This is a genomic window from Streptomyces sp. NPDC000404 (assembly GCF_040300365.1).
GTDB classification, from domain to species: domain Bacteria; phylum Actinomycetota; class Actinomycetes; order Streptomycetales; family Streptomycetaceae; genus Streptomyces; species Streptomyces ramulosus.
Genome location: NZ_JBEPDN010000019.1, coordinates 93,064 through 113,001, shown reverse-complemented (window position 1 = coordinate 113,001; position 19,938 = coordinate 93,064). Strand labels below are relative to the sequence as shown.

At 72.3% G+C, this 19,938-nt stretch carries 16 protein-coding genes; 2 read left to right on the top strand and 14 right to left on the bottom strand.

Annotated elements, in window-relative coordinates; translation table 11 throughout:
• Positions 1-126 precede the first annotated feature (126 nt).
• The 3 genes from ABT345_RS30735 to ABT345_RS30725 form a co-directional block, all read right to left on the bottom strand.
• On the bottom strand, positions 127-1,818 hold the full coding sequence (locus ABT345_RS30735; protein WP_345080486.1) for a hypothetical protein: 1,692 nt from the start codon (positions 1,816-1,818) through the stop codon (positions 127-129).
• 1,692 nt (positions 1,819-3,510) lie between these two features.
• Complete coding sequence (locus ABT345_RS30730; RefSeq protein WP_345080489.1) at positions 3,511-4,368, bottom strand: alpha/beta fold hydrolase; 858 nt, start codon at positions 4,366-4,368, stop codon at positions 3,511-3,513.
• 216 nt (positions 4,369-4,584) lie between these two features.
• On the bottom strand, positions 4,585-5,073 hold the full coding sequence (locus ABT345_RS30725) for a GNAT family N-acetyltransferase (RefSeq protein ID WP_345080492.1): 489 nt from the start codon (positions 5,071-5,073) through the stop codon (positions 4,585-4,587).
• Between the two features lie 213 nt (positions 5,074-5,286).
• Between ABT345_RS30725 and ABT345_RS30720 the strand changes: the two genes are divergently transcribed.
• Complete coding sequence (locus tag ABT345_RS30720; protein ID WP_345080495.1) at positions 5,287-5,751, top strand: GNAT family N-acetyltransferase; 465 nt, start codon at positions 5,287-5,289, stop codon at positions 5,749-5,751.
• Between the two features lie 354 nt (positions 5,752-6,105).
• Complete coding sequence (locus ABT345_RS30710) at positions 6,106-7,335, top strand: GNAT family N-acetyltransferase (RefSeq protein ID WP_345080500.1); 1,230 nt, start codon at positions 6,106-6,108, stop codon at positions 7,333-7,335.
• Between the two features lie 195 nt (positions 7,336-7,530).
• Here ABT345_RS30710 and ABT345_RS30705 read toward each other — a convergent pair whose 3' ends face one another.
• The 11 genes from ABT345_RS30705 to surE all read right to left on the bottom strand — a co-directional run bounded on the left by ABT345_RS30705 (position 7,531) and on the right by surE (position 19,938).
• Complete coding sequence (locus tag ABT345_RS30705; RefSeq protein ID WP_345080502.1) at positions 7,531-9,588, bottom strand: collagenase; 2,058 nt, start codon at positions 9,586-9,588, stop codon at positions 7,531-7,533.
• Positions 9,589-10,037: 449 nt separating this feature from the next.
• Positions 10,038-10,766, bottom strand: a complete 729-nt coding sequence (locus ABT345_RS30700) for a GntR family transcriptional regulator (protein WP_345080505.1) — start codon at positions 10,764-10,766, stop codon at positions 10,038-10,040.
• An 89-nt stretch (positions 10,767-10,855) separates the two neighbouring features.
• Positions 10,856-11,800 carry an ornithine cyclodeaminase family protein gene (locus ABT345_RS30695; RefSeq protein ID WP_345080508.1) on the bottom strand — a complete coding sequence of 315 codons (945 nt, stop codon included), beginning with the start codon at positions 11,798-11,800 and terminating at the stop codon, positions 10,856-10,858.
• On the bottom strand, positions 11,797-12,798 hold the full coding sequence (locus ABT345_RS30690; RefSeq protein WP_345080511.1) for a proline racemase family protein: 1,002 nt from the start codon (positions 12,796-12,798) through the stop codon (positions 11,797-11,799). Before ABT345_RS30690 ends, ABT345_RS30695 begins: the two co-directional genes overlap by 4 nt.
• A gap of 126 nt (positions 12,799-12,924) precedes the next feature.
• Positions 12,925-13,833, bottom strand: a complete 909-nt coding sequence (locus ABT345_RS30685) for a dihydrodipicolinate synthase family protein (protein WP_345080514.1) — start codon at positions 13,831-13,833, stop codon at positions 12,925-12,927.
• A gap of 167 nt (positions 13,834-14,000) precedes the next feature.
• The gene (locus ABT345_RS30680) at positions 14,001-15,473 is read right to left on the bottom strand and encodes an FAD/NAD(P)-dependent oxidoreductase (RefSeq protein WP_345080517.1); all 1,473 of its coding nucleotides are present in this window, start codon (positions 15,471-15,473) and stop codon (positions 14,001-14,003) included.
• A complete protein-coding gene (locus ABT345_RS30675) occupies positions 15,454-15,780 on the bottom strand; it encodes a (2Fe-2S)-binding protein (RefSeq protein WP_345080520.1) in 327 nt (108 codons plus the stop codon). Before ABT345_RS30675 ends, ABT345_RS30680 begins: the two co-directional genes overlap by 20 nt.
• 168 nt (positions 15,781-15,948) lie before the next feature.
• Positions 15,949-17,112 (bottom strand): NAD(P)/FAD-dependent oxidoreductase, encoded by a 1,164-nt coding sequence (locus tag ABT345_RS30670; protein ID WP_345080523.1) that lies wholly within the window; start codon positions 17,110-17,112, stop codon positions 15,949-15,951.
• A 147-nt stretch (positions 17,113-17,259) separates the two neighbouring features.
• Positions 17,260-18,066 (bottom strand): class I SAM-dependent methyltransferase, encoded by an 807-nt coding sequence (locus ABT345_RS30665; protein ID WP_345080526.1) that lies wholly within the window; start codon positions 18,064-18,066, stop codon positions 17,260-17,262.
• Positions 18,029-19,144 (bottom strand): glycosyltransferase, encoded by a 1,116-nt coding sequence (locus tag ABT345_RS30660; protein WP_345080528.1) that lies wholly within the window; start codon positions 19,142-19,144, stop codon positions 18,029-18,031. Before ABT345_RS30660 ends, ABT345_RS30665 begins: the two co-directional genes overlap by 38 nt.
• A complete protein-coding gene (gene surE / locus ABT345_RS30655) occupies positions 19,141-19,938 on the bottom strand; it encodes a 5'/3'-nucleotidase SurE (RefSeq protein WP_345080530.1) in 798 nt (265 codons plus the stop codon). The genes ABT345_RS30660 and surE overlap by 4 nt, the downstream gene beginning before the upstream one ends.

Here is a 19,938-nt window from a genome sequence, read left to right as displayed (position 1 = left end):
CAGGTGGGCTTCGGGATGGCCTCTGCGGGGAATGGGCGGCTGCGCGTGCCGCCGTTGATCGCGCGTCGGCGCACAACCGCCCATTCGGCGCATGACCGCCCATCGTGGCAGCTTCCGCGGTCTTCCTCAGATGACGTTGATCGTGGTGGAGGGCGAGGTCCGCGCGTCGAGGGAGAACTCCACGCTGGTGGGGCCGGGAGGGGTGTCGTCACAGGCGCCGACGCAGACCCACATGACCGACCGTGATCCGGTGTCGGGGATTGCCAGGTCGACGTCGGAGAAGGTCAGGGACTGTCCGTCGTGGGAGATGCTCCCCTTGTACACGGTGGTCTTCCCGGCGGCTTCCCAGACGGTCAGCTGGTGATCGGGGTTCGCCTCGGTGCCGAAGCGCATGCCGGCACCGGCCGGAAGAGTTGCGGTGACCTTCTGCAGGGGGATGGCCTGTGAGCCGTTGTTGCGTACCTCTACGCCCGGGAACACGGGTTTTCCTCCGCGCTCAGCGGTCACCGGGGTGCCGCCCGGCGACACGTCGAAGGCCGGCGTGACGACGACCGTGGTCGAAGGGCAGACCTTTCCTCCCACGGTGAAGGTCAGATGGGTGGCTCCGAGCGGGGCTTCGTGGCCGGCGCTCACCGCGACCCACATCACCGACGTCCCCGGCAGTTCCAGATCCACGCCGGAGAACACGAGCGAGGTGCCGTCCTCCGACAGGGCGCCCCGGTACTGCGTCGCCTGCCCGCCGGCGTTCTGGACGGTCAGTTGGTAGTCGGCGAGTGTCTGCGTACCGAAGAGCAGACCACGGTTGGCGGGCAGCGCCGCCGTCACCGACACCGGCTCGAACGCCACGTCGGATGCGACCCGCACTCCCGGGTACCCGACCGGTCCGCCCTTCCGCAGCTTCACATCCGGCGGCCCACCGGGGGTGACGGTGAACTCCGTCCATTGCAGGACCACTTGGCCGCGGTGGTCCGCGTCCCCGACACCGGACTGGTACAGGGGGTCATCCTTGCCGCCCGCCTGTGTGCCGTTGCCGGCCACGGTGCGTCCTCCGCTGACTCCGGGGCCGTCCACATAGCTGCTGCCGCCACCGCCGCCGCTGGCATAGTCGCCGGACGGGCTGCCGACGAAGATGCCGCCACCGCCACCGGCGTAGCCGGCGCCTCCCCCGCTACCGCCGCTGTAGCCCGCACCGCCGCCTGCCCCCATACCGGGGACCGGCACCTGACCTCCCGGGGTTCCCAACACGGTAGCGCCGCCGTTCCGGCCGGTGTCGCCACCGCGTCCCCCGTAACTGGCCCCGCAGGACGCACCGGCACCGCCCGTGGAACCCGAAGCTCCACGCGCCGATGCCCCGGTCCACCCGCCTCGCGAGTAGATCCGTCCGTCGGCACCGCTGGTGCCGCCGCCTGCACCACCACGTGCGTCGGCGTTACTCGTGCCCCCTCCGCCGCCGCCGGCGATCAGCAGCATCTGCCCCAGCCGCTGGCTGAACAACCCGCTCATACCGCCCCCGCTGTCCGGTCCTCCTGCCAGGTCGACCACGACCCGCAGCGTCTCCCCGGGCACGACGGCGATCTCCCCCGTGGCAAATCCGCCCCCGCCCCCGGTGCTGCTCCGACCACCGCCACCACCCCAGCAGCGCGCGTTGATCGTGGTGACGCCGGGCGGAACGGTGAAGTCCTGGACGCTGCCGGTGTAGTTGAAGCGCTGGATGTGGGAGTAGGGGGCGAGGGGTGCGCTGGTGGTCGGCTCGATGGCTGTACGGGGTTCGACGGCGGTGGCGGGTTCGGGACTGGGAAGAAGAGCTGTCTCGGTCATTGCGTACCGTCCTTTCGCCGCGGACCGGCAGAAGGGGTCGTGGTACGCCCGTGTCCGGCAGTTCCGTGACGGACGCGGGCGTGGTTCGTGCCCCGGGGTTCGTGCCCCGGGCTCGGGCGTTGCTCCCAGGGCTGTGGCCTGCCTGGATGGCCTCGAAGTCGTCGAAGAAGATCTCAGCGAGCGTGCCGGGTGTGCGCCTGCGGAAGCCGGTAGCCGGGCGCTTACCGGTCGGTCTGCGGTTCCATGGCGGCGCACCGGATGCCGAGGTCGAGGGCTGCGCCCGGTTCGACGGAGGGGGCTTCGGCCCGGTGTCGGGCGCGGGCCCATTTTGGCCGGGGTCTCAGCCGTGTGCGCATATCTGCCGTCCGGGCACCGAGGCGGCCGCTTCGCAAGGGGGCAGCCGCGACGGGGGCACGGCCTGCTGCCCGGAGGTGCCGCGGGAACCGAGGGGCCTCCGCTCCGGTGTCCGGCCGCGCCCCGGTGGAGGCGGCGAGCCGGTCTCCGGGCCGGTGCCGGACTCCGCGGGCGCGGTCTTCCCCGGAGGTACGCCGCCTCCGGGGAACCGGCCTCGTGGTGTCCCGGGTCCGAGGTCGGGACTGCGTCCACTCATGCGGGCCCGCCTCCCAAGTGCGGTGCGTAAGACGCGCAGCCGTACCTTCCCGCGCTGCGCCGCGGGGTGGAGTCCTGGACGTCGCGTACGTCCGATGCGGACCCGCCGCTCCCCCGACCCGGCTCCCTCCACTTTCGGCGACCTGCCGGAGCGGGGCAACCGGGGCCGGGACCCGCCGTGACCGTCGCCGCACCGGGGCTCGGAGCCACGGGATGCGCACCGCGCGGGCCCGCGCCTCGTCGCCGCCGGGGGCGCCCGGGACGCTCCGGCCCCGGGGCTGTCTCCCCCGGCCGCCCCCCCCGCGGACGGCGCCTGATCCGGGTGCGCGGGCAGCACGCTGGACCTGGACGGCAACCCGTACGGCTCGTACGCAGCCCGCCGGTGGTGTTTGCCAGTGCGCCGACGGCCGGGCTCCCCCGCGCTCGGGGGATTGCTAGGTGGCCCGCCCGTGATCAGGTTGAGCCTTGCGCGCACCTCGTCCAGCGTTGCGCCGTGCCCTTCTCGTGCCCGCTTCAGTCTCGATGACTGCCTGAACCCGCTTCGGCAGGCCCACGGCAACCCAGCAGGCCACACGCCGAATCGGCCGCCCGCCTCCCTCGACGGCGCCGCCCTCGCGCCGTCCCCCGGGCGGCCGCCCTCCCGGCGTTCGTACCGCCTCCCGGGAGCGGTGGCCCCACCCGGCGGCCGGCACCCCGTACACTCCGGGGTTCTGCGAGTCGTCGTAGACAAGCAATTGCACGCGCAACGCCAGATGTGAGGAATACGTGAGCGGGAGCAACACTCCGATATACGAGGGCCTGATCGAGGAGCTCGGGGATGTCCCGGGGAAGGTGAGGGCCACTGCGGAAAGGGAACTGGAGCAGCTCCGGCGCGACTTCGGCTTCAGCGCCGTGCATGCGGCCGGGGTGCCGGCACAGGCCGAGGGGCGCGCACAGGGGCGCTTCCCCCGGGCCTTGTCGGCGTGAGGGCTCGGGTGGCCGGCGGCGGTTCTGTCGCGAGCAGCGCGCGGCCGGCCTGAGCGTCGGGATGCGAGATGTCGGCCCGGTGGGATGCCGGGCCGATCAAACCCCGGGGGAAGCCGGTCAGCCCCAGAACTCCCGCAGGGCGGCGTTGACGACGGCGGGTTCCTGGGTGTGCGGGTAGTACCCGGGCACCCGTAGGAGGCGGCCCCCGAGGGAGTCCGTGAGGGACTCGGCCACGGCGATGAGGGGAAGCCCCACATGCTCGCGGTACGCGGCCGGCGCACGGTCCCAGGTTCCGCAGATCACGAGAGTCGGCAGGGCGGCGGCGCGGATCGCCTCCAGCGGGATGTGCGCCTCCCAGACGGGCCGCTCCCCCATGGAGGTGGCGACGGCGCGGAGCCAGCGCGCCGTGGGCTCGGGCACGGCCATCCCCAGCCCCTCGGTGGACGCGCGCAGATACTGCTCCGGCGTGACGCCTTCCGGGATGCCGGGGGCGCCGTCGCGCACCCGGTCGAGGAGGGCGGCGACGACGGGCCGGTCCGCCGCGGCGGTGAAGGCGGAGGGCTGGATGAGGGCAAGGGAGCGGACGAGGTCGAGCCGGCGCGCGGCGGCGAGGAGCGCGGCGACGGCGCCGTTCCCGTGCCCCACGAGGTGGGCGCCGCCGAGCCCCGCGTCAAAGGCCCCGTCGAGAATCTCCACGACGTCCCCGGCGTCGACGTCGAAGTCGCTGCGCGCGGTGTCCGGGCTGTCGCCGTAGCCCCGGCGGTCCATCAGGAGGAGCCGCCGGCTGTCCGCGAGGGGCCGCTGCCCGGCGAACCCGAACAGCGAGTCGGCGCCCCAGGTGAAGATGTTGTGGACGAAGAGGGCGGGGGCAGCGGCCGCCGGAGGCACCGGGACCGCCGAAGCTGCCGAAGCTGCCGGGGCCCGGCTTTCCCCGACCCGGGCGCGGTCATCCCACACGGTCACGTGCACGGCCATGGGCCACCCTCCCGAGGCTGCGGGGTACCGACTCTTGTGAAGGTAACCCGCCCACCGGAACGGCGGCCATGCGCTGCTGCGCGACGGTGAGCACGCACTCTCCGAGGCCCTCGGGGGCGTCCCGTAAAGATCGTGGGGAGCCGGTGGCGGGCTGTCTCGTGAGCGCTCGGGCGGCGTCGTCACGCCCGCTGAGAGACCCCGCGAAGGTGGCCGAGCCTACGTGAGTTCCTTCCGCATCAACGTGCACATCGTCTCGTAGCGGCGCAACGACCCGTCAGGGGCTTGTTCGTCCCACGAGTCCGGCCGACGGTCATATGCGATATATCCCAGCCTCTCGTACAGCGCACGCGCCCGGGGACTGCTTTCCTCCACACCGAGCTCGGCCTGCCGCAGACCGCGGTTCCTGATCCGCAGTTCCGCGGCTTCCACAAGGAACGTGCCGATCCCGCACGACTGCAATGCGAGGTGGACCGCCAGCTGCCACAGAGTGCCGGCACCTTTCCTGACCTGGTAGTCGACGCCGCCTTTCGCCACAGGGATGTCCGTTGCAGGGCAGACCGCGAGGTAGTCGACCTCGCTGGTCCGGACACGTTCCAGCTGCTCGGCGACGTCGGCCAGGTGGAGGCCGGACCCTGCCCACCCGCACGACGCCAGGTCCGCATGCACCAAATCACGGGCTGACAGCTTCAGCACCACGTCAGTCATCTTCCGTACCTCCGGCGAGCCGGCATCCACGCCGACCAAGCCGGGCGCAAAGGCCTTTCCCCTGCCCGTACTCCCAACAGATCCGGTTCCCGCTCGGATCCGGTCGACGGCTGCCTCGCCGGCGCCGGCCGGGGAGGGCCGACCGGCAGGCTGATGGAGGCCGGGCCCGGAAATCCGGGAGCGCGACAACGCGGGGTGCGCGAGACTTGCCTGATGATCACTGACGTCCGTGTCCGCGAGGCCGACGCGGCTGATGCTCCGGTACTGGCCGCTCTACGCTGGGCATTCAAGCATGAGGACCATGAAGGAGACCTCTGCGAGCCGGCTCGTCCCGTGAGTCACGCCGAGGACTGGATCCGGGAGCGGCTCGCGAGCAAACACTGGCTGGCCTGGGTCGCCGAAAGCGACAGCGAGATCTGCGGGCATGTCTTCCTCCACCTCGTGGAGAGGATGCCTGAGCCTTACGAGGACAACACCCCGATCGGCTATGTCACGAACTTCTACGTGGTGCCTGAACAGCGCAATCGAGGGTTCGGAGCAGCCCTTCTGGAAGCTCTGAGGAGGCATGCGCAGGGCAGCGGCATGGACGTCTTGATCGTCTGGCCGTCCGATCGAAGTGCTCCGCTCTACCGCCGATCCGGGTTCCAGGCTCCGACCGGGCTCTTGGAGGCGCGGTGAACTGACCACTCATGGACGAACGGCCCGGCATCACCCGATCATGTTCAGCCCGATCATGTTCAGAATCAGATGGACGCCGCTGCTGAAAGCAGACCAAGCCGGCCGCGAGAGGCCACCGCGTATGGCCGGCAGTCGAGATGGTCTCGGTGTGCCCGATGTGATCACGGCGTCGGAGCCGTCCTGGACGATCCCGTTCACCGGGCTGGGCCCGCGGCAGTTCGGCAAACTCGGCACCGCGCCGCGACCGGCGACGGACTGGTCCGTAATTCGCTTGACCGGGCCGCGGGGCGGCGTTGCACTGTGGCCGGACACCACGAGCCGTGGTGCCGGCATCCCGAGGAGGCAGCGGCAGCGATGGAGATCCGTCCCACGACCGATGAGGATCTCGACGTCTTCGTCGACACGGTCCATGCCGCGTTCGGGCGCTTCCCGGAAACCCCGGTGGCGGGCGACGGGCACTGGTGGTCGGCGCTCGAAATGGACCGCGCGCTGCTGGCCCTGGCCGCGGACGGGCGGCCCGTCGGCACCGCCTCGGCGTACTCCTTCGAGCTCACCCTGCCCGGCCGGGCCGTTGTCCCGGCCGCCGGGGTGACCTCCGTCGGCGTCCTTCCCTCGCACCGGCGTCAGGGCGTGCTCAGCGCCATGATGCGGCATCAGCTCGCCGAGTTGCGGGGCGGCGGGGAGTTCCTCTCCGTGCTGCTGGCGTCCGAGGCCACGATCTACCGCAGGTTCGGCTACGGCCCGGCGACCCGCACCACGCATCTGACGGTGCCGCGCCACCGCGCCGCCCTCGCCGCTCCCCGGGCGCGCACCGAGGCCGGCGCACCGGCGGCCGGCGCGGACCCGGGCTCCGTCGAGGTCCTGCGGCGTGCCGAGTGCGGCGAGATTCTGGAGGAGGTCTACGACCGGTACCGCCGCTCGCAGCCCGGTGCGCTGTCCCGGCCGCACCGCTGGTGGACCCGGCGTGCGGGGAAGCCTCCGATCGCACCGGCGCCGCGCCACGTCGCCGTCCACCGGGCCGCCGACGGCGTCCCCGACGGGTACGCCAGCTATGCGATCGAGTCCGGCACCCTGACCGTCGACGAGATCATCGCCACCGACGACGCCGCCTTCACCGCCCTGGCCCGGTGCGTGCTCGGACACGACCTGGTCTCCGAGATCGTGTTCCAGCACGTTCCGCCCGGCCACCCGCTGCGCTGGCAGCTCGCGGACTTCCGCGCCGCCCGGGTGAGCGAGGACACCGACTGGCTCTGGGTGCGGCTGCTGGACGTCCCGCGCGCGCTGGCCGCGCGCGGCTGGTGCACGGACGGCGAACTCGTCCTCGACGTCGACGACCCGTTCCTCGGCGCACACGACCGCTATCTGCTGACCGTCCGGGACGGCAAGGCCGACTGCACCGTGACGGACCGGGAACCGGATCTGTCGCTGGACCTCAGCGATCTGGGCTCGCTCTACCTCGGCGGCACCGCCCCGAGCACGCTCATACGCGCCGGACACATCCGGGCCCACCACCCGGGCGCCGCCCCCCTCGCCGACGCCCTCTTCCGCACCGACCGTCCCCCGCACTGCCTGCACTGGTTCTGAGGGCGCGCTCGCCGGTCCGGCACGAATCCCGCCGGCCTGAGCGGGTGGCCGCCAGCCGTGGAGAGCCGAGCCCTTCCCCTCCTTCATGACGACGGCCTTGCGCCTGTCTGCGGCCGGTTCCCGTTCGGCGTCCGGCGCCCGCGTGCCGTACCGATCGCCGACCGGTACGGCACGCGGCCAGGTGTCAGGCCCGGGTCACGCGGCCCCGGGTGCGGTGGCCGGGCCGGTGGTGGCGTCGCAGTTGCCGGCCGCGCAGGCGGTCAGCCAGGTCTTCCAGTCGGCTTCGTAGCGGTCACCGATGGTCGAGGTGAGCAGGGTGCGGGCGCCGTTCCAGTCGCCCTTGCGGTAGAGGCCGAGGAGCGTGTCGACGTCCGCGCGGTGGGACTGCAGCATGTAGCGGACGGCCAGGTAGCCCCAGTTGTAGACGCGGGTCTGGTCGGCGTTGTCGTAGGTGGTGTCGAACAGGGTGCGCAGGGTGTAGGTGTGCGCTCCCGCCTGGGCGACGGCGTCGTCGTAGTTGATCTTGCGGTACGAGTAGGAGACGTACTCCGCGAAGCCCTCGACCCACCAGACGGTCGGCGTGGTCATTCCTGCCTCGAAGTCGCCGTACATGTCGAAGCGGCCGTCGAGGTAGTGCGTGTACTCGTGGTTGAGGTTCCAGATCTGGAAGTCGGGCCGGGTCCACTCGGCCTCGTAGGCGATGAAGCGGGGCTGGTTCCCGGCCGCCGCGGGGTCGCCCTCCAGGTACATGCCGCCGTTGTTGGTGTCGATTCCGTAGATCGCACCGGCGTAGGTCTGGTAGTCGGTGCTGGAGTCGAAAACCACGACCTCGATGGTGTCGTTGTGGTCGCCGTCGACCGGCCCGTTGTCCCGGGTGACGTCATGGAAGTAGGCGTCCTGGTTGCGCAGGCTGGTGCAGCTCGCGTCGAGGTCCGCGGCGGACATCTGCTGGGCCAGGATGCGGATGCTGTCGCTGCAGGTGTGGCTGACGGGGAGGACGGCGCTCTTCAGGCGCTGTACGAGGTCGCAGGTGTCGTAGTACGAGCAGTTCGCCTTGTCGTACGCCTCGACCATCTGGGCCAGGCCGACCCAGAGCGGGGCGGTGGGCCCGGTCAGGGAACTCTTGCCGAGCAGTGCGGCGGCCAGCGGGCTCGCCTTGGGGCGCAGGGAGTCCTCCTGCAGGAAGCGGCCGAGCTCAAGTCCCGCGTTGGAGGCGAGGAACGACTGCTCGGTGCCCAGCAGGTCGAGATGGTGCAGCGCGAAGTCGCTGAGGGCGTCCAGCAGGCTGGGATCGGCCTCCACCGCGGCGACGAACTCCGGCACCTGGTGACCGCGGAATGTCACCGTGTACACGCTGTTCACGGCGTTGAGCATGTACCAGGAGCTGTTGTACGAGGAGTCGTAGTCGGCCAGCAGCCGCTTGACGACGGACAGATAGCGGGCGTTCTCGACGGCGCTGTCGATCAGTATGACGGCCTCGGACAGGGTCTCCCCGTTGGCGTCGGAGACGTCGAAGGCGTGCGAGGAGGCGAAGAACGCGTCCAGCGCGCCCTGGATCGCGGTACGCAGCTCCGGTCCGTAATCGCCCACGGTGTCGGGGTCGTAGTACTGCACGTAGTACCCGGCGCGGAGGTAGAGGACCAGCTGGGGCATGCCGGTGCTGCTGTCGCCGGGGTAGGCGGCCGATCCGTCGCGCATGGCGTCGGCGACGGTGACCATCTGCGCCTCGCGGAAGGCGAGATAGCCGTCGTTGCCCTTGACCTGGAACAGCGTGTTGATGCAGTCGGTCGTCGAGGACGTGATCTGCCGGACCAGTTCGCTCCCGGTACGGCCGGTGAAGTCGCTGACCTTGCAGTCGGCCGCGGCCCGGGCCTTGGAGACGCCCTTCATCGAGGGCGCCGGGTGGCTCGGGGATGCGGCGCCGGGGGCGTCGTAGTCCCGGCGCAGTGCGTCCTTGGACGCGGACAGCGGCGGGCGGTCGGCGGCTTTGAGGGCCTTGCGGCCGAGGTGGGCGGGGTCGCCCGCGGGTGCGGTCGGCGATTGGGCGGAGGGACCGGCCGGCCCTGCGGCGGGTCCGCTGCCGCTTCGGGCCGGACCTGCGTCACCGGTCCGGGTGTGGCCGGCCGCCGTCGCCGCGGCGGGGCGTTGCTGAGCGGCCTGACTCGGTGCGGAGAACAGGCCGACGCCTAAGCAGGCCGCCAGGACCGCAGCGGATATTCCGGTGTATCTCTGTCGAACCGTTCGGTTCTTCACGTGCCGCCTCCCAGCGGAGTGGGGACCGCGCACACGACGCGCGGCTGTGGGGGATTGCGCAGGGGTGGGGCGGGGCGGGGCGGATCCGAGGTCTGAACGTGACATGGACACGCCCTCTGACCTCTGCGCGCAGTACAATGGCACATGTCACATGCTCTACGGAAGTATGCGAACGGGCATTCTTCCGAGCGCTAACTCTCCGCGATGACGGGGTAGTTCGTCCAAAGTCCGGCCAACGGCCGTGCTGTCGCTGCCCGTTACTCCTCGCGAATGCCGGCATGGCTTGAAGACCGGGCCGCTCCACCACATGGCCGACTTCGCCCGCGCCTTGCCCCAGCTCGGCCGCGCCTCCGCCGCGCAGCGCAGCGTCAATGAACTGATGCCAGCCGGATCGATATTGACGTCGCGTCAGGACGAGGGAACTTGAGGGTCCACGGCCGGAACGGGAATCAGGCCTCGGCGGCCGGCAGCGTCACCCTTCGGATCCGGATACCGTCCACGCTCGGGCCGGCGTCCTCGTCATCGGCCCAGAGCGACCTGACATGGGACATGTGGGTCAGCATGCAGGTCTCGGCGCGCTCGGCGTCACCGGCGATCACGAGGTCCAGCAGGCGGATGTGCTCCTCGGCCGATGCGGTCAACTGGCCGGTCTCCGCGAGCCGGTTCAACCCGAAGAGGCGCGACCGCTTGCGCAGGCTGCTCACTTCCTCCACCAGCCTGCGGTTGCCGGCCAGTCCGAGCAGTTCGAGATGGAAGCGGCGGTCCGCCTCCAGATAGCCGATGATGTCGTGCTCGGCGGCGGCGGTGACGATCGCCTGGGCGAGCGGCCGTAGCGCCGTCAGCTCCCGGGTCTTGCCCATCCGGGCGATGCGGCCGACGGTGGGCACCTCGATCATGGCGCGCAGTTCGGTGAAGTCGTCGAGGTCCTGATCGGTCAGCTCGGTGATCCGGAAGCCCTTGTTGCGGACCGCTTCGACCAGGCCCTCACGCGCCAGATCGAGCATGGCCTCGCGGACCGGGGTGGCGGACACCCCGAAGTCCGCGGCGAGGGCGGGCGCGGAGTAGATCATGCCCGGGCGGAGGTCCCCCGCGATCAGAGCCGCTCTGAGGGCATTCGCCACTCTGTCGCGCAAGTGCTCTTGCGCGGAAAGGGCGTTGAGCGTCGCCAGGCGGGCCATATGTGTTCCTCCAGCGCCGTACGGGCCCCTCAGAATACAATCTCGCGATTCCGCGGAGGCCTGTCGCGCCCGGCCTGTGGATATCTCGGTCACGGCACTGCGTTGCGGTACACCGCCGCGGCGACCGCGAGGTCTTCCCAGCCCATTCCGACGCTCTTGAAGAACCGGGGTCGTCCAAGGGCGGTTGGCTCCGCTCCGGCGTCCCGGCCGGCCGCCAGGTCCGCGAGGTTGCCGGCGATGTCCTCGGCGCGGAAGGCCCCTTCCGCCATCGGGATCAGCAGGTCACCCGCCTCCGACAGGGCTGCCGCCCTTGATTCGACGTACACCGCGGAGCGCGACACCACGGCGGAGTCGACCTCCCGGGCGTCCGGGGTGTGCGAGCCGACCGCGACGACCGTCGCGCCGTCCGGTACGAGAGCGCCGTCGAAGAGCGGGGTGGCGGACGTGGTGCAGCAGAGCACCAGATCGGCCGTGGCCACCTCCTCGGCCCGGTGCGTCTCGCCCGGGCGGGCGTCCACGCCGAGCCGGCGGGCCTGCTCGACCAGTGCGACGGCCCGGTGCGGGGTGCGGCCGATCACGGTGAGCCGCTCGACCCGCCGCTCCGCAAGCACCGCTGCGAGGTGCCCGTACGCCTGGGGTCCGGTTCCGAAGAGCACCAGATGCCGCAGGACGGGGCCGGTGAGATGGCGGATCGCGAGGGCGGACACCGCCGGCGTGCGCAGCGTGGTGAGCGCCGCCCCGTCGAGCAGGGCGAGCGGCTGCAGGGTGGGGCCGTCGAGCAGCAGATAGCTGCCGGTGATCCGGGGCAGGCCGTGTGCGGGGTTGCCGGGGGCGACTCCGACGATCTTCACCCCGGTCACCTGCCGGGTGGTGGCGGGCATGAGGAGCAGCTCGCCGCCGGGCGCGGTGACATGATGCCGGGCCGGGGAGTTCTCCGGATCGAGTCCGCCGCTCAGCGCCGCCGCCAAGGCGTCCACGGCTCCGGTGGGTCCCAGGGTCTCGATGTCGTCGGCGCCGAGCAGGGGCAGATTCACAGCAGGAACCCTTCGGGAAAGGGGTCGGACGGGTCCAGGAAGAATTGTGCCGTACCGGTGATCCAGGCGCGGCCCGTGACGGTGGGGACGACAGCGGGCAGCCCGGCCACGGTGGTCTCCTCGACGAGCCGTCCGGTGAACGAGGTCCCGATGAAGGATTCGTTCACGAAGTCGGAGTCCAGCGGGAGTTCACCGCGTGCGTGCAGTTGCGCCATCCGTGCCGACGTACCGGTTCCGCAGGGCGACCGGTCGAACCAGCCGGGGTGGATCGCCATGGCGTGCCGGGAGTGACGGGCGTCGGAGCCGGGGGCGAGGAACTGGACGTGCTTGAGGCCGTGGATGCCGGGGTCCGCCGGGTGGGCGGGCCGGTCGGTGGCGTTGACGGCGTCCATCAGGGCGAGTCCCGCCGCCAGGATGTCGTCCTTGCGTGCCCGGTCGAAGGGCAGTCCGAGGTCGGAGAGCTGCACCATGGCGTAGAAGTTGCCGCCGTAGGCGAGGTCGTAGCGCACCGGTCCGTAGCCGGGTACGTCCGCGGTGCGGTCGAGGGCGACGCTGAACGCGGGGACGTTGGTGAGGGTGACCGCGGTGGCCGCGCCGTCCCTGACCTGTACGTCCACGCTGACGAGTCCGGCCGGGGTGTCCAGCCGTACGGTGGTGACGGGTTCGGTGACCTCGACCATGCCGGTCTCCACCAGGACGGTCGCCACCCCGATGGTGCCGTGCCCGCACATCGGCAGAAAGCCGGAGACCTCGATGTAGAGGACGCCGTAGTCCGCGTCGGGCCGGGTGGGTGGCTGGAGGATCGCGCCGCTCATGGCGGCGTGGCCGCGCGGTTCGTACATGAGCAGGGTGCGCACGGCGTCCCGGTGCTCCTGGAAGTGGCGGCGCCGTTCGGCCATCGTGGCGCCGGGCACGGTGCCGATGCCGCCGGTGATGACGCGGGTGGGCATCCCCTCGGTGTGTGAGTCGACCGCGTGGAAGATGTGACGTGTCTGCAAGGCTCCCCCTGGTGCGTCACGGTGAAGGAAGACGGAGTGCGGGTGGTGCGGCGAGAGCGGGTCCGGTCGGGCGAGGGGCTGCTGCCCGACGGCCGGTTCCGGGCGGGGCGGAGCGTGGCGAAGGGCTCATCCGAGGCCGCCGGCCAGCGCCTTCCGCGTCACGGTACGCACGGCGGCCGCGTCGTCCTCGGGGAGGGGAAGGCGCGGCGGGCGGACCCGTCCGCCATGGCGTCCGGCGATGTCCATGGCCGCCTTGATGGCCTGGACGAACTCCGGCTTGGAGTCCCACCGCAGCAGTGGGTGCAGCTCCCGGTAGAGGGGCAGGGCGGTTGCCATGTCACCCGTCACAGCGGCCCGGTACAGCTCGACGCAGCGGGACGGCAGCGCGTTCGGGCAGCCCGCGATCCAGCCGACGGCCCCGGCGAGCGCCAGTTCCAGCAGGACGTCGTCGGCGCCCACCAGCAGATCGAGTCCGGGTGCCCGCTCGGCGATCTCGTACGCCCTGCGGACATCGCCGCTGAACTCCTTGACCGCCACGATGCTGCCCTCCTCGTGGAGTTCGGCAAGCAGCTTCGGTGTCAGATCCACCTTGGTGTCGTACGGGTTGTTGTACGCGACGACCGGAAGCCCGACCTCGGCGACCTCGGCGTAGTGCGCACGGACGGCCGCGTCCGCGCAGCGGTAGCCGTTGGGCGGCAGGAGCAGCACGGAGCCGGCGCCCGCCTGCGCCGCCTGCTCCGCCCAGCGCCGTGACTCCGCGCTGCCGTAGGCGGAGACGCCCGGCATGACGCGGCCGCCGTCGCCGGACGCCTCGACGGCGGTCCGGACGATCTGCTCGCGTTCGCCGTCGGTCAGGGTCTGGTACTCCCCCAGCGATCCGTTGGGCACCACCCCGTCGCACCCCGCCGCGATGAGCTGCCGGACATGTGCGGCGTAGGCGTCGTAGTCGATCGTGCCGTCCTCGCGCAGGGTGAGAGGCGTGGCGACCATGACACCGTGCCAGGGGCGGGTGCGGGGAAGGGCGTTCGTCTGCATCGCGACTCCTTGAGAGGTGTGACATGTCACAGAACGGAGTGGTGGACGAGGAAGGGCGGCGGGTCGGCTGCGCACGGCGCCGGGGAGCGACAGAGGTGTCCTCGGGAAGGACCGGGCCGGGCCGGAGTCCGTCCGGCGCCGCCGGGGAGGCGTCCGGCCGCCGTGGGCTAACCGGAGTCGTCCAGATCGGCGAGCGTGGACAGTTTCACGGGGCAGGCCAGCGGGCGCCGGTCGGGACCGGCCGGCGCCGCGGTGGGGCCGGTGGCGTGTGCGGCGGCCAGTTCCCGGACGGCGAATCCGCAGGTCCGGCCCTGGCACCAGCCCATTCCGGCGCGGGTGAGCAGCTTGACGGTCCGGGTGTCGCCCGCGCCGAGCTCCTCGCACGCGGTACGGATCCGGTCCGCGGTGACCTCCTCGCACCGGCAGACCTCGGTGGTGCCGGTGAGCCACTCGCTCCAGCCCGGCCCCGGCCGGTGCACGGCACCGGTCAGGGCGGCGAAGGCCCGCAGCCGCTGCCGGGAACGCCGCAGCGCGACCGCTCTGCGCGCCGTGCTCCGGTGTACCCCGCCCCGTGCCGCGCGGAGGACGGCGAGCGCCGCCAGCTCTCCTTCGCACAGGGCGAGTGCCACGCCGCCGACGCCGCCGGTCTCGCCGGCCGCCCAGATCCCGGGCACGGTCGTTGCGAGCTGCTCGTCGAGGACGACCGCTGCGGTGCCGTCGGCGCCCACGCGTGTCTCGCAGCCCGCCGCCACGGCGAGTTCCAGCTGCGGTACGAGCCCGTGTCCCACGGCGAGCGCATCGCAGGCGATCTCGCGGCCGGAGCCCGGGACGGGGCGCCAGCGGCGGTCGATCCGGCTGACGGTCACCGCCTCCACCCGGCCGTCGCCGTGGACCGCGGTGACCGCCCGGTGGCACAGGACGCGCACGCCGGCGCGGGCCAGCGCCGCCCCGTGGCGGGCTCCTTCCGCCGCCTTGCCGGGGTTGGCCGCCAGGACCCGGGGAGCGCGGGCGTAGGCCCCGTAGCCGGCTGCCTCGATCAGCGCCGGAACCTCGGCACCGGCGCGAGTCAGCGACAGGGCGACGGCCTGCAGCAGCGGTCCGCTTCCCGCGACCACGATCCGGTGCCCGGGGAGCACCAGACCGGACTTGAGCACGGCCTGCGCGCCCGCCGCGCCCACCACGCCCGGAAGGGTCCAGCCGGGGAAGGGCAGTTGGCGTTCGTGGGCGCCCGTTGCCAGCAGCAGACGTGGTGCGCGCACGGCCGAGTGGTGCTGTGCGTCGGCTCCGGTGACCGCGTGCAGGGTCCAGCCGCCGTCCCCGGCGCGTGCGACCGTCCACACGTGGTGGCCGGCGAGGTGCCGGATCGCGCCGGAGCCGCGGTGCGCCGTGAGGCGCGCGGAGAGCGCGGCGAAGACGGGCCAGTCGTGGTGGAGGGCCTCGGGCCGGGTGGCGCCGAGGCCGCCGGCCGGGCTGCGGTAGTACTGACCGCCGGGGGTGGCGGCCGCGTCCAGCAGGACCACGTCGAGCCCGTGATCGGCCGCGGTGACGGCCGCGGCCAGACCGGCCGGTCCCGCGCCCACCACGGCGAGATCGGCGCGGTGCGCGGCCGGTGGCCGTCGGTCAGCTCCCGAGTGCGGCATGCCCGTCGCCCTCCTGTGTGGTGAGGACGTCCCCGGGCCGGGCGGGGACCAGGCAGGCGCGCTGGTTGGGCCGCCCGTTGACGGTGACCAGGCAGTCGTAACAGGCGCCGATGCCGCAGAAGGCGCCCCGCGGCCGGCCGTGGATCCGTGTGGTGCGCCAGGAGAGGATGCCCGCCGCCCAGAGGGTGGCGGCGATGCTCCGGCCCGGCAGTCCCGGGACCGTGCGCCCGTCGAAGGTCAGCTGGAATTCCGGTTCGGGCTCGGCCCCGACGAGTTCGACCGGCGTACGCGCACGGGGGCGTCTCACAGGGAACCTTCCAAGGACTCGTCGGATGCAGCCAGGCACGGGGTTCCTTTCCTGGGGTACGAGGGCCATCTCCCGGGGTAGCAGGGGTCGTTCTCGTCGGTGCGCCGGGCCGCTCCTTCGCCGGGCTGGGCGCGCCCTTCCCGGAGCGCACGCGCCCCCGGTGTCATGTCACACCTGGCACGTGGCATCGAACCGGTCGGGCCTGAAGGGTTCGAGAGCGAGTACGGGCGGCCGGTCCTGGATCGCGTCGGCGATCAGCAGGCCGGTCGCGGGGGCAAGTCCGATCCCGGCTCCCTCGTGGCCGCAGGCGTGGAAGAGCCCGGGTACCCGGGGGTCCGGGCCGAGCGCGGGCAGGTGATCGGCGAGGTAGGGGCGGAAGCCGTGGTAGGCGCGCAGCACCTGTACGTCCTTCAGCACCGGGAACAGCGCGACGGCCTGGGCGGCCAGCCGGGCGACCACCGGTACGGACAGCGTCCGGTCGAAGCCGACCCGTTCGCGGCTCGCCCCGATCAGCACCGGTCCCGCGGGGGTGCCCTCGATCACCGGCGAGGTCTGCAGCGCCGCGGAGCCGCTCGACACATCGGACACGTACTCCGCCGCATAGACCTTGTGCCGGATCAGCCGCGGCAACGGCTCGGTGACGAGCACGAAGCCCTTGCGCGGCAGGACCGGCAGGTCCACCCCGGCCAGTTCGGCCAGCTCACCGCCCCAGGTGCCCGCCGCGTTGACGACGACGGGGGCACGCAGGTCCTCCCGTGCGGTGCGCACCCCGAGCACGGCGCCCGCCCGGTCCTTGAGTACCCCGATGACCTCCTGCCCCGGGCACAGGCGTGCCCCCGCGCGGCCGGCCGCCCGTAACAACTCGGCGGTGGCCACGGCCGGTTGGACCTGGGCGTCCTGCGGGTAGTGGCAGCCGCCGGCGAGGCCGGGTGCCAGGTGGGGCTCGGCGTCCGGCAGCCGGTCGGGCGGGACGTGGTGTGCCTCGGCTCCGGCTGCCCGCTGGCCCGCCGCGGTCGCCGACAGGGCGGCCAGGGATTGGTCGGAGGCCGCCACGACCAGGCCGCCCTTGCGCTCGTACTCGATGTCCGGCGGGAGTTCTTCCGCCAGTTGGCGCCACAGGGAGGCGGAGAGCAACGCCAGTTCCAGCTCGGGTCCCGGCACCTTGTCGGAGACCAGGAGGTTGCCCTCCCCCGCTCCGGTGGTGCCTGTGGCGAACGGTCCTCGGTCGACGACGGCTACGGACAGTCCGGACCGGGAGGCGTAGTAGGCGCAGGCGGCACCGACCACTCCGGCCCCGACGATGACGGCATCCAGGGGCTGTCTCAGGAGCACGGCGGTAATATGTCACATTGCTTTAGGCCCGCCAAGGGTGCGCGCAGAGCACCGGAAACGGCAGCGAGCCGCCTCACTTGGCCCGCTCCGTCCCGCACGCCGGCGCCCCTTTCGGACCGCCCGGAGGACGGCGTGTCCGCCCGAGGCTCACCGCCCCCGCCGGGCCATCAGCGCCTCCACCCGGATGACGTCCTCGAAGTGGCCTTGCGGACGGCATTGCGTCAACGCCGTGCGGAGGTCCCGTTCGAAGGCGTCTTTCCGGGCGCCGAGCCGGGCGGGGGTGAAGGAGGAATGGGAGAACTGGATTCCGATGAGTTCATCGAGGGTGTGGTCGACGCGGTAGGTCCAATGTTCTTCCGTGACGCAGGGGAAAGGGGAACGGCGGAGGATTTCCCGGTGGGATTCCTCCTGCGCCGGAAAGGTGCCGTTGTCACCGGAGGCGGCGGGGAGGAGATAGCGTTCTCTGATTTCGGCGACGGCGCGGGCCCATTCCGTATCAGGCGGCTGCACGGAGGCGATGACCACGCCGCCCTGAGCGGTGATGAGCAGGTCGAGGTCGGTGAGGACCTGGGCGCGGGACATCCAGTGAAACGATCTGCCCATGACGCAGAGGTCCAGCGGAGGCAGGTTCAGTGCGCGCAATCCGGCGGAATCCCCTTGCCGCCACTGAATGTTGTCGATGTGCCGGAGCGCGGCGAGTCTCTTTCCCTGTTCGAGCATGCCCGGCTCCGGGTCCACGGCGATCACCCGGCCGACGCGTCGGGACAACGGCAGGGCGAGGGTGCCCGGCCCGCATCCGAGATCGAGGGCCGTCCGGGCGTCGTTCAGCGCGAAATTTTCGCTGATCGATTCGTACAGCTCCGGCGGGTAATGCGGTTGATATCGGGCGTAGTACGGCGCCGCTGAGGCGAAGATTTCACTCGGCGTGGAAGGCATGAACGTCCTCGGCACCACTGCTGTCGGAGGTGGAAGCGGTCAGATCGCGGGCGAGCCAGGCGGCTCCGCCGGCCTCGGGGGACGCCGCGGTGCCGTCTGCCGCCGCGGTGCGCGGGCACTCGCGCAGGACGTCGGCGAGGGCGCCGGCGATGGCCTGGCCGTCGGCTTCGGTCACCGCCGCGTGGATGCGCGAGGCGGCGGCCCGCAGGTGCACGCGCTGGTCGTCGAAGTCCCGGCGACCGGGGACGACCACGGTGGGCACCCGGGAGCGGGCGAGTTCCTGGACGGTGTTGTAGCCGGCGTGGGTGAGGGCGGCGGTGGCGTGCCGGTAGGGATCGTAGGTGGGGTCCAGGTAGGGGGTGACCCGTACCGGGCCGGGCATGCCGGGCGGGATGCCGACCGCGCCGTCGAAGTGGGGGCCGGCGAGCACCAGCACGTCGATGCCGTCCGGGGCGTGGCGGCGTGCGTAGGTGCGGATGCCGTGGAGCGCGGCGGTGAGGAAGCCGGGGGCGTCGGGGTGGCCGCCCCCGCCGGCCACCACGGCGATCCGCATCGCCCGGGTGCCGTCCGGCCAGGGTGAGCGGTGGCCGAGCAGCCGGCGGACCATGTGGTCCACGCCCACCAGGCGCACCCCCTGTACGCTCGCCCGCCGGCCCTTCTCGCCCAGCAGGTAGACCGTGCCGATGGCGGGGGTGTGGCGGGCGACCCAGGCTGCGGGGTCGGGCCGGTTGCGCTGGAAGCGGTGGAGGAGGAACTGCGGGCAGCCGAGCCGGGTGGCCCGGTGGTACAGCTCCCGCTGCACGGTCACATCGTGCAATATCACATCGGTCGGCCGCAGTGCGCCGGCGACCAGGGCGCGGGCGATGCCGTGGTCGATGGCCGGGCCCGTGCCGTGCAGGGGCTCGCCGATCAGGCTGCCGGCGTCGGTGGGGACGACGATCTGGGCGAACCCGTAATCCTCGATGAGGCGTTGGGGGCGTTCGGTCAGCAGCAGGGAGTCCCAGCCCAGGGCCCGTAGTTCGGTGTGGACGGCGATCAGGCGGGAGACGTGGCCCAGGCCCCGTCCCCAGGTGAAGGAGACCACCCGGCGGTTCACTGCGGGTCTCCCACGAGGGCGCCGGGCACCTGCCGGGCGTCGGGCAGGTCGAGAAGGACGCCGGTGTCCTCGGTGGGCGGGCGCAGCGGGGTGACGGTCGCGTATCCGGCGGCGAGGAGGGTTGCCTCTCCCCCGCGGTGCCCCTGGTGTTCCTGGTGGGTGGCGCGCAGCAGACCGGGGCCGTGGCGTTGGACGGTGAAGCGGGCGGCGGCGTGCGGGCCGAGTCCGGTGCGCACCACGCCGACGAGCCGGGCGGGGTGCACGTTCGGCACGTTGAGGTTGAGCAGGAGCGGTCGGCGGTCCGGTGCGACGGCGAGGACGCCGGGCAGGAGGACCGCGAGGGCCCGCAGCGCGGTGTCCCAGTGGTAGGGCGCGCCGTGGCCGAGGGAGACCGCGACGGCGGAGCGCCGGTGGTGGGCGGCGGTGAGGACGGCTCCCACGGTGCCGGAGTGCAGCACGGCCGGGCCGGTGTTCGCGCCCGGGTTGATGCCGGCGAGGACCAGGTCGGGGGCGGGCCCGAAGGCTCCTTGGCAGGCGGCCGTGACGATCAGGCCCGGCGGGCCGCCGACGGCGTGGACGGGCACGCCCGCCGGCTCCTCCCAGGTGGTGCTGCGGGTGGGCACCAGTCCGCCGGCGGCGACCGCGCGGCTGGTGCCGCAGCCGCTCTCGTCCCTTTCCGGCGCCGCCACGACCACCTCGTGGCCGGCGTCGTGCAGGTGGGCGGCGAGGCGGCGCAGCCCGGGGGCGGCCACGCCGTCGTCGTTGGTGACCAGCACTCTTGCGCGCGCCGTCAT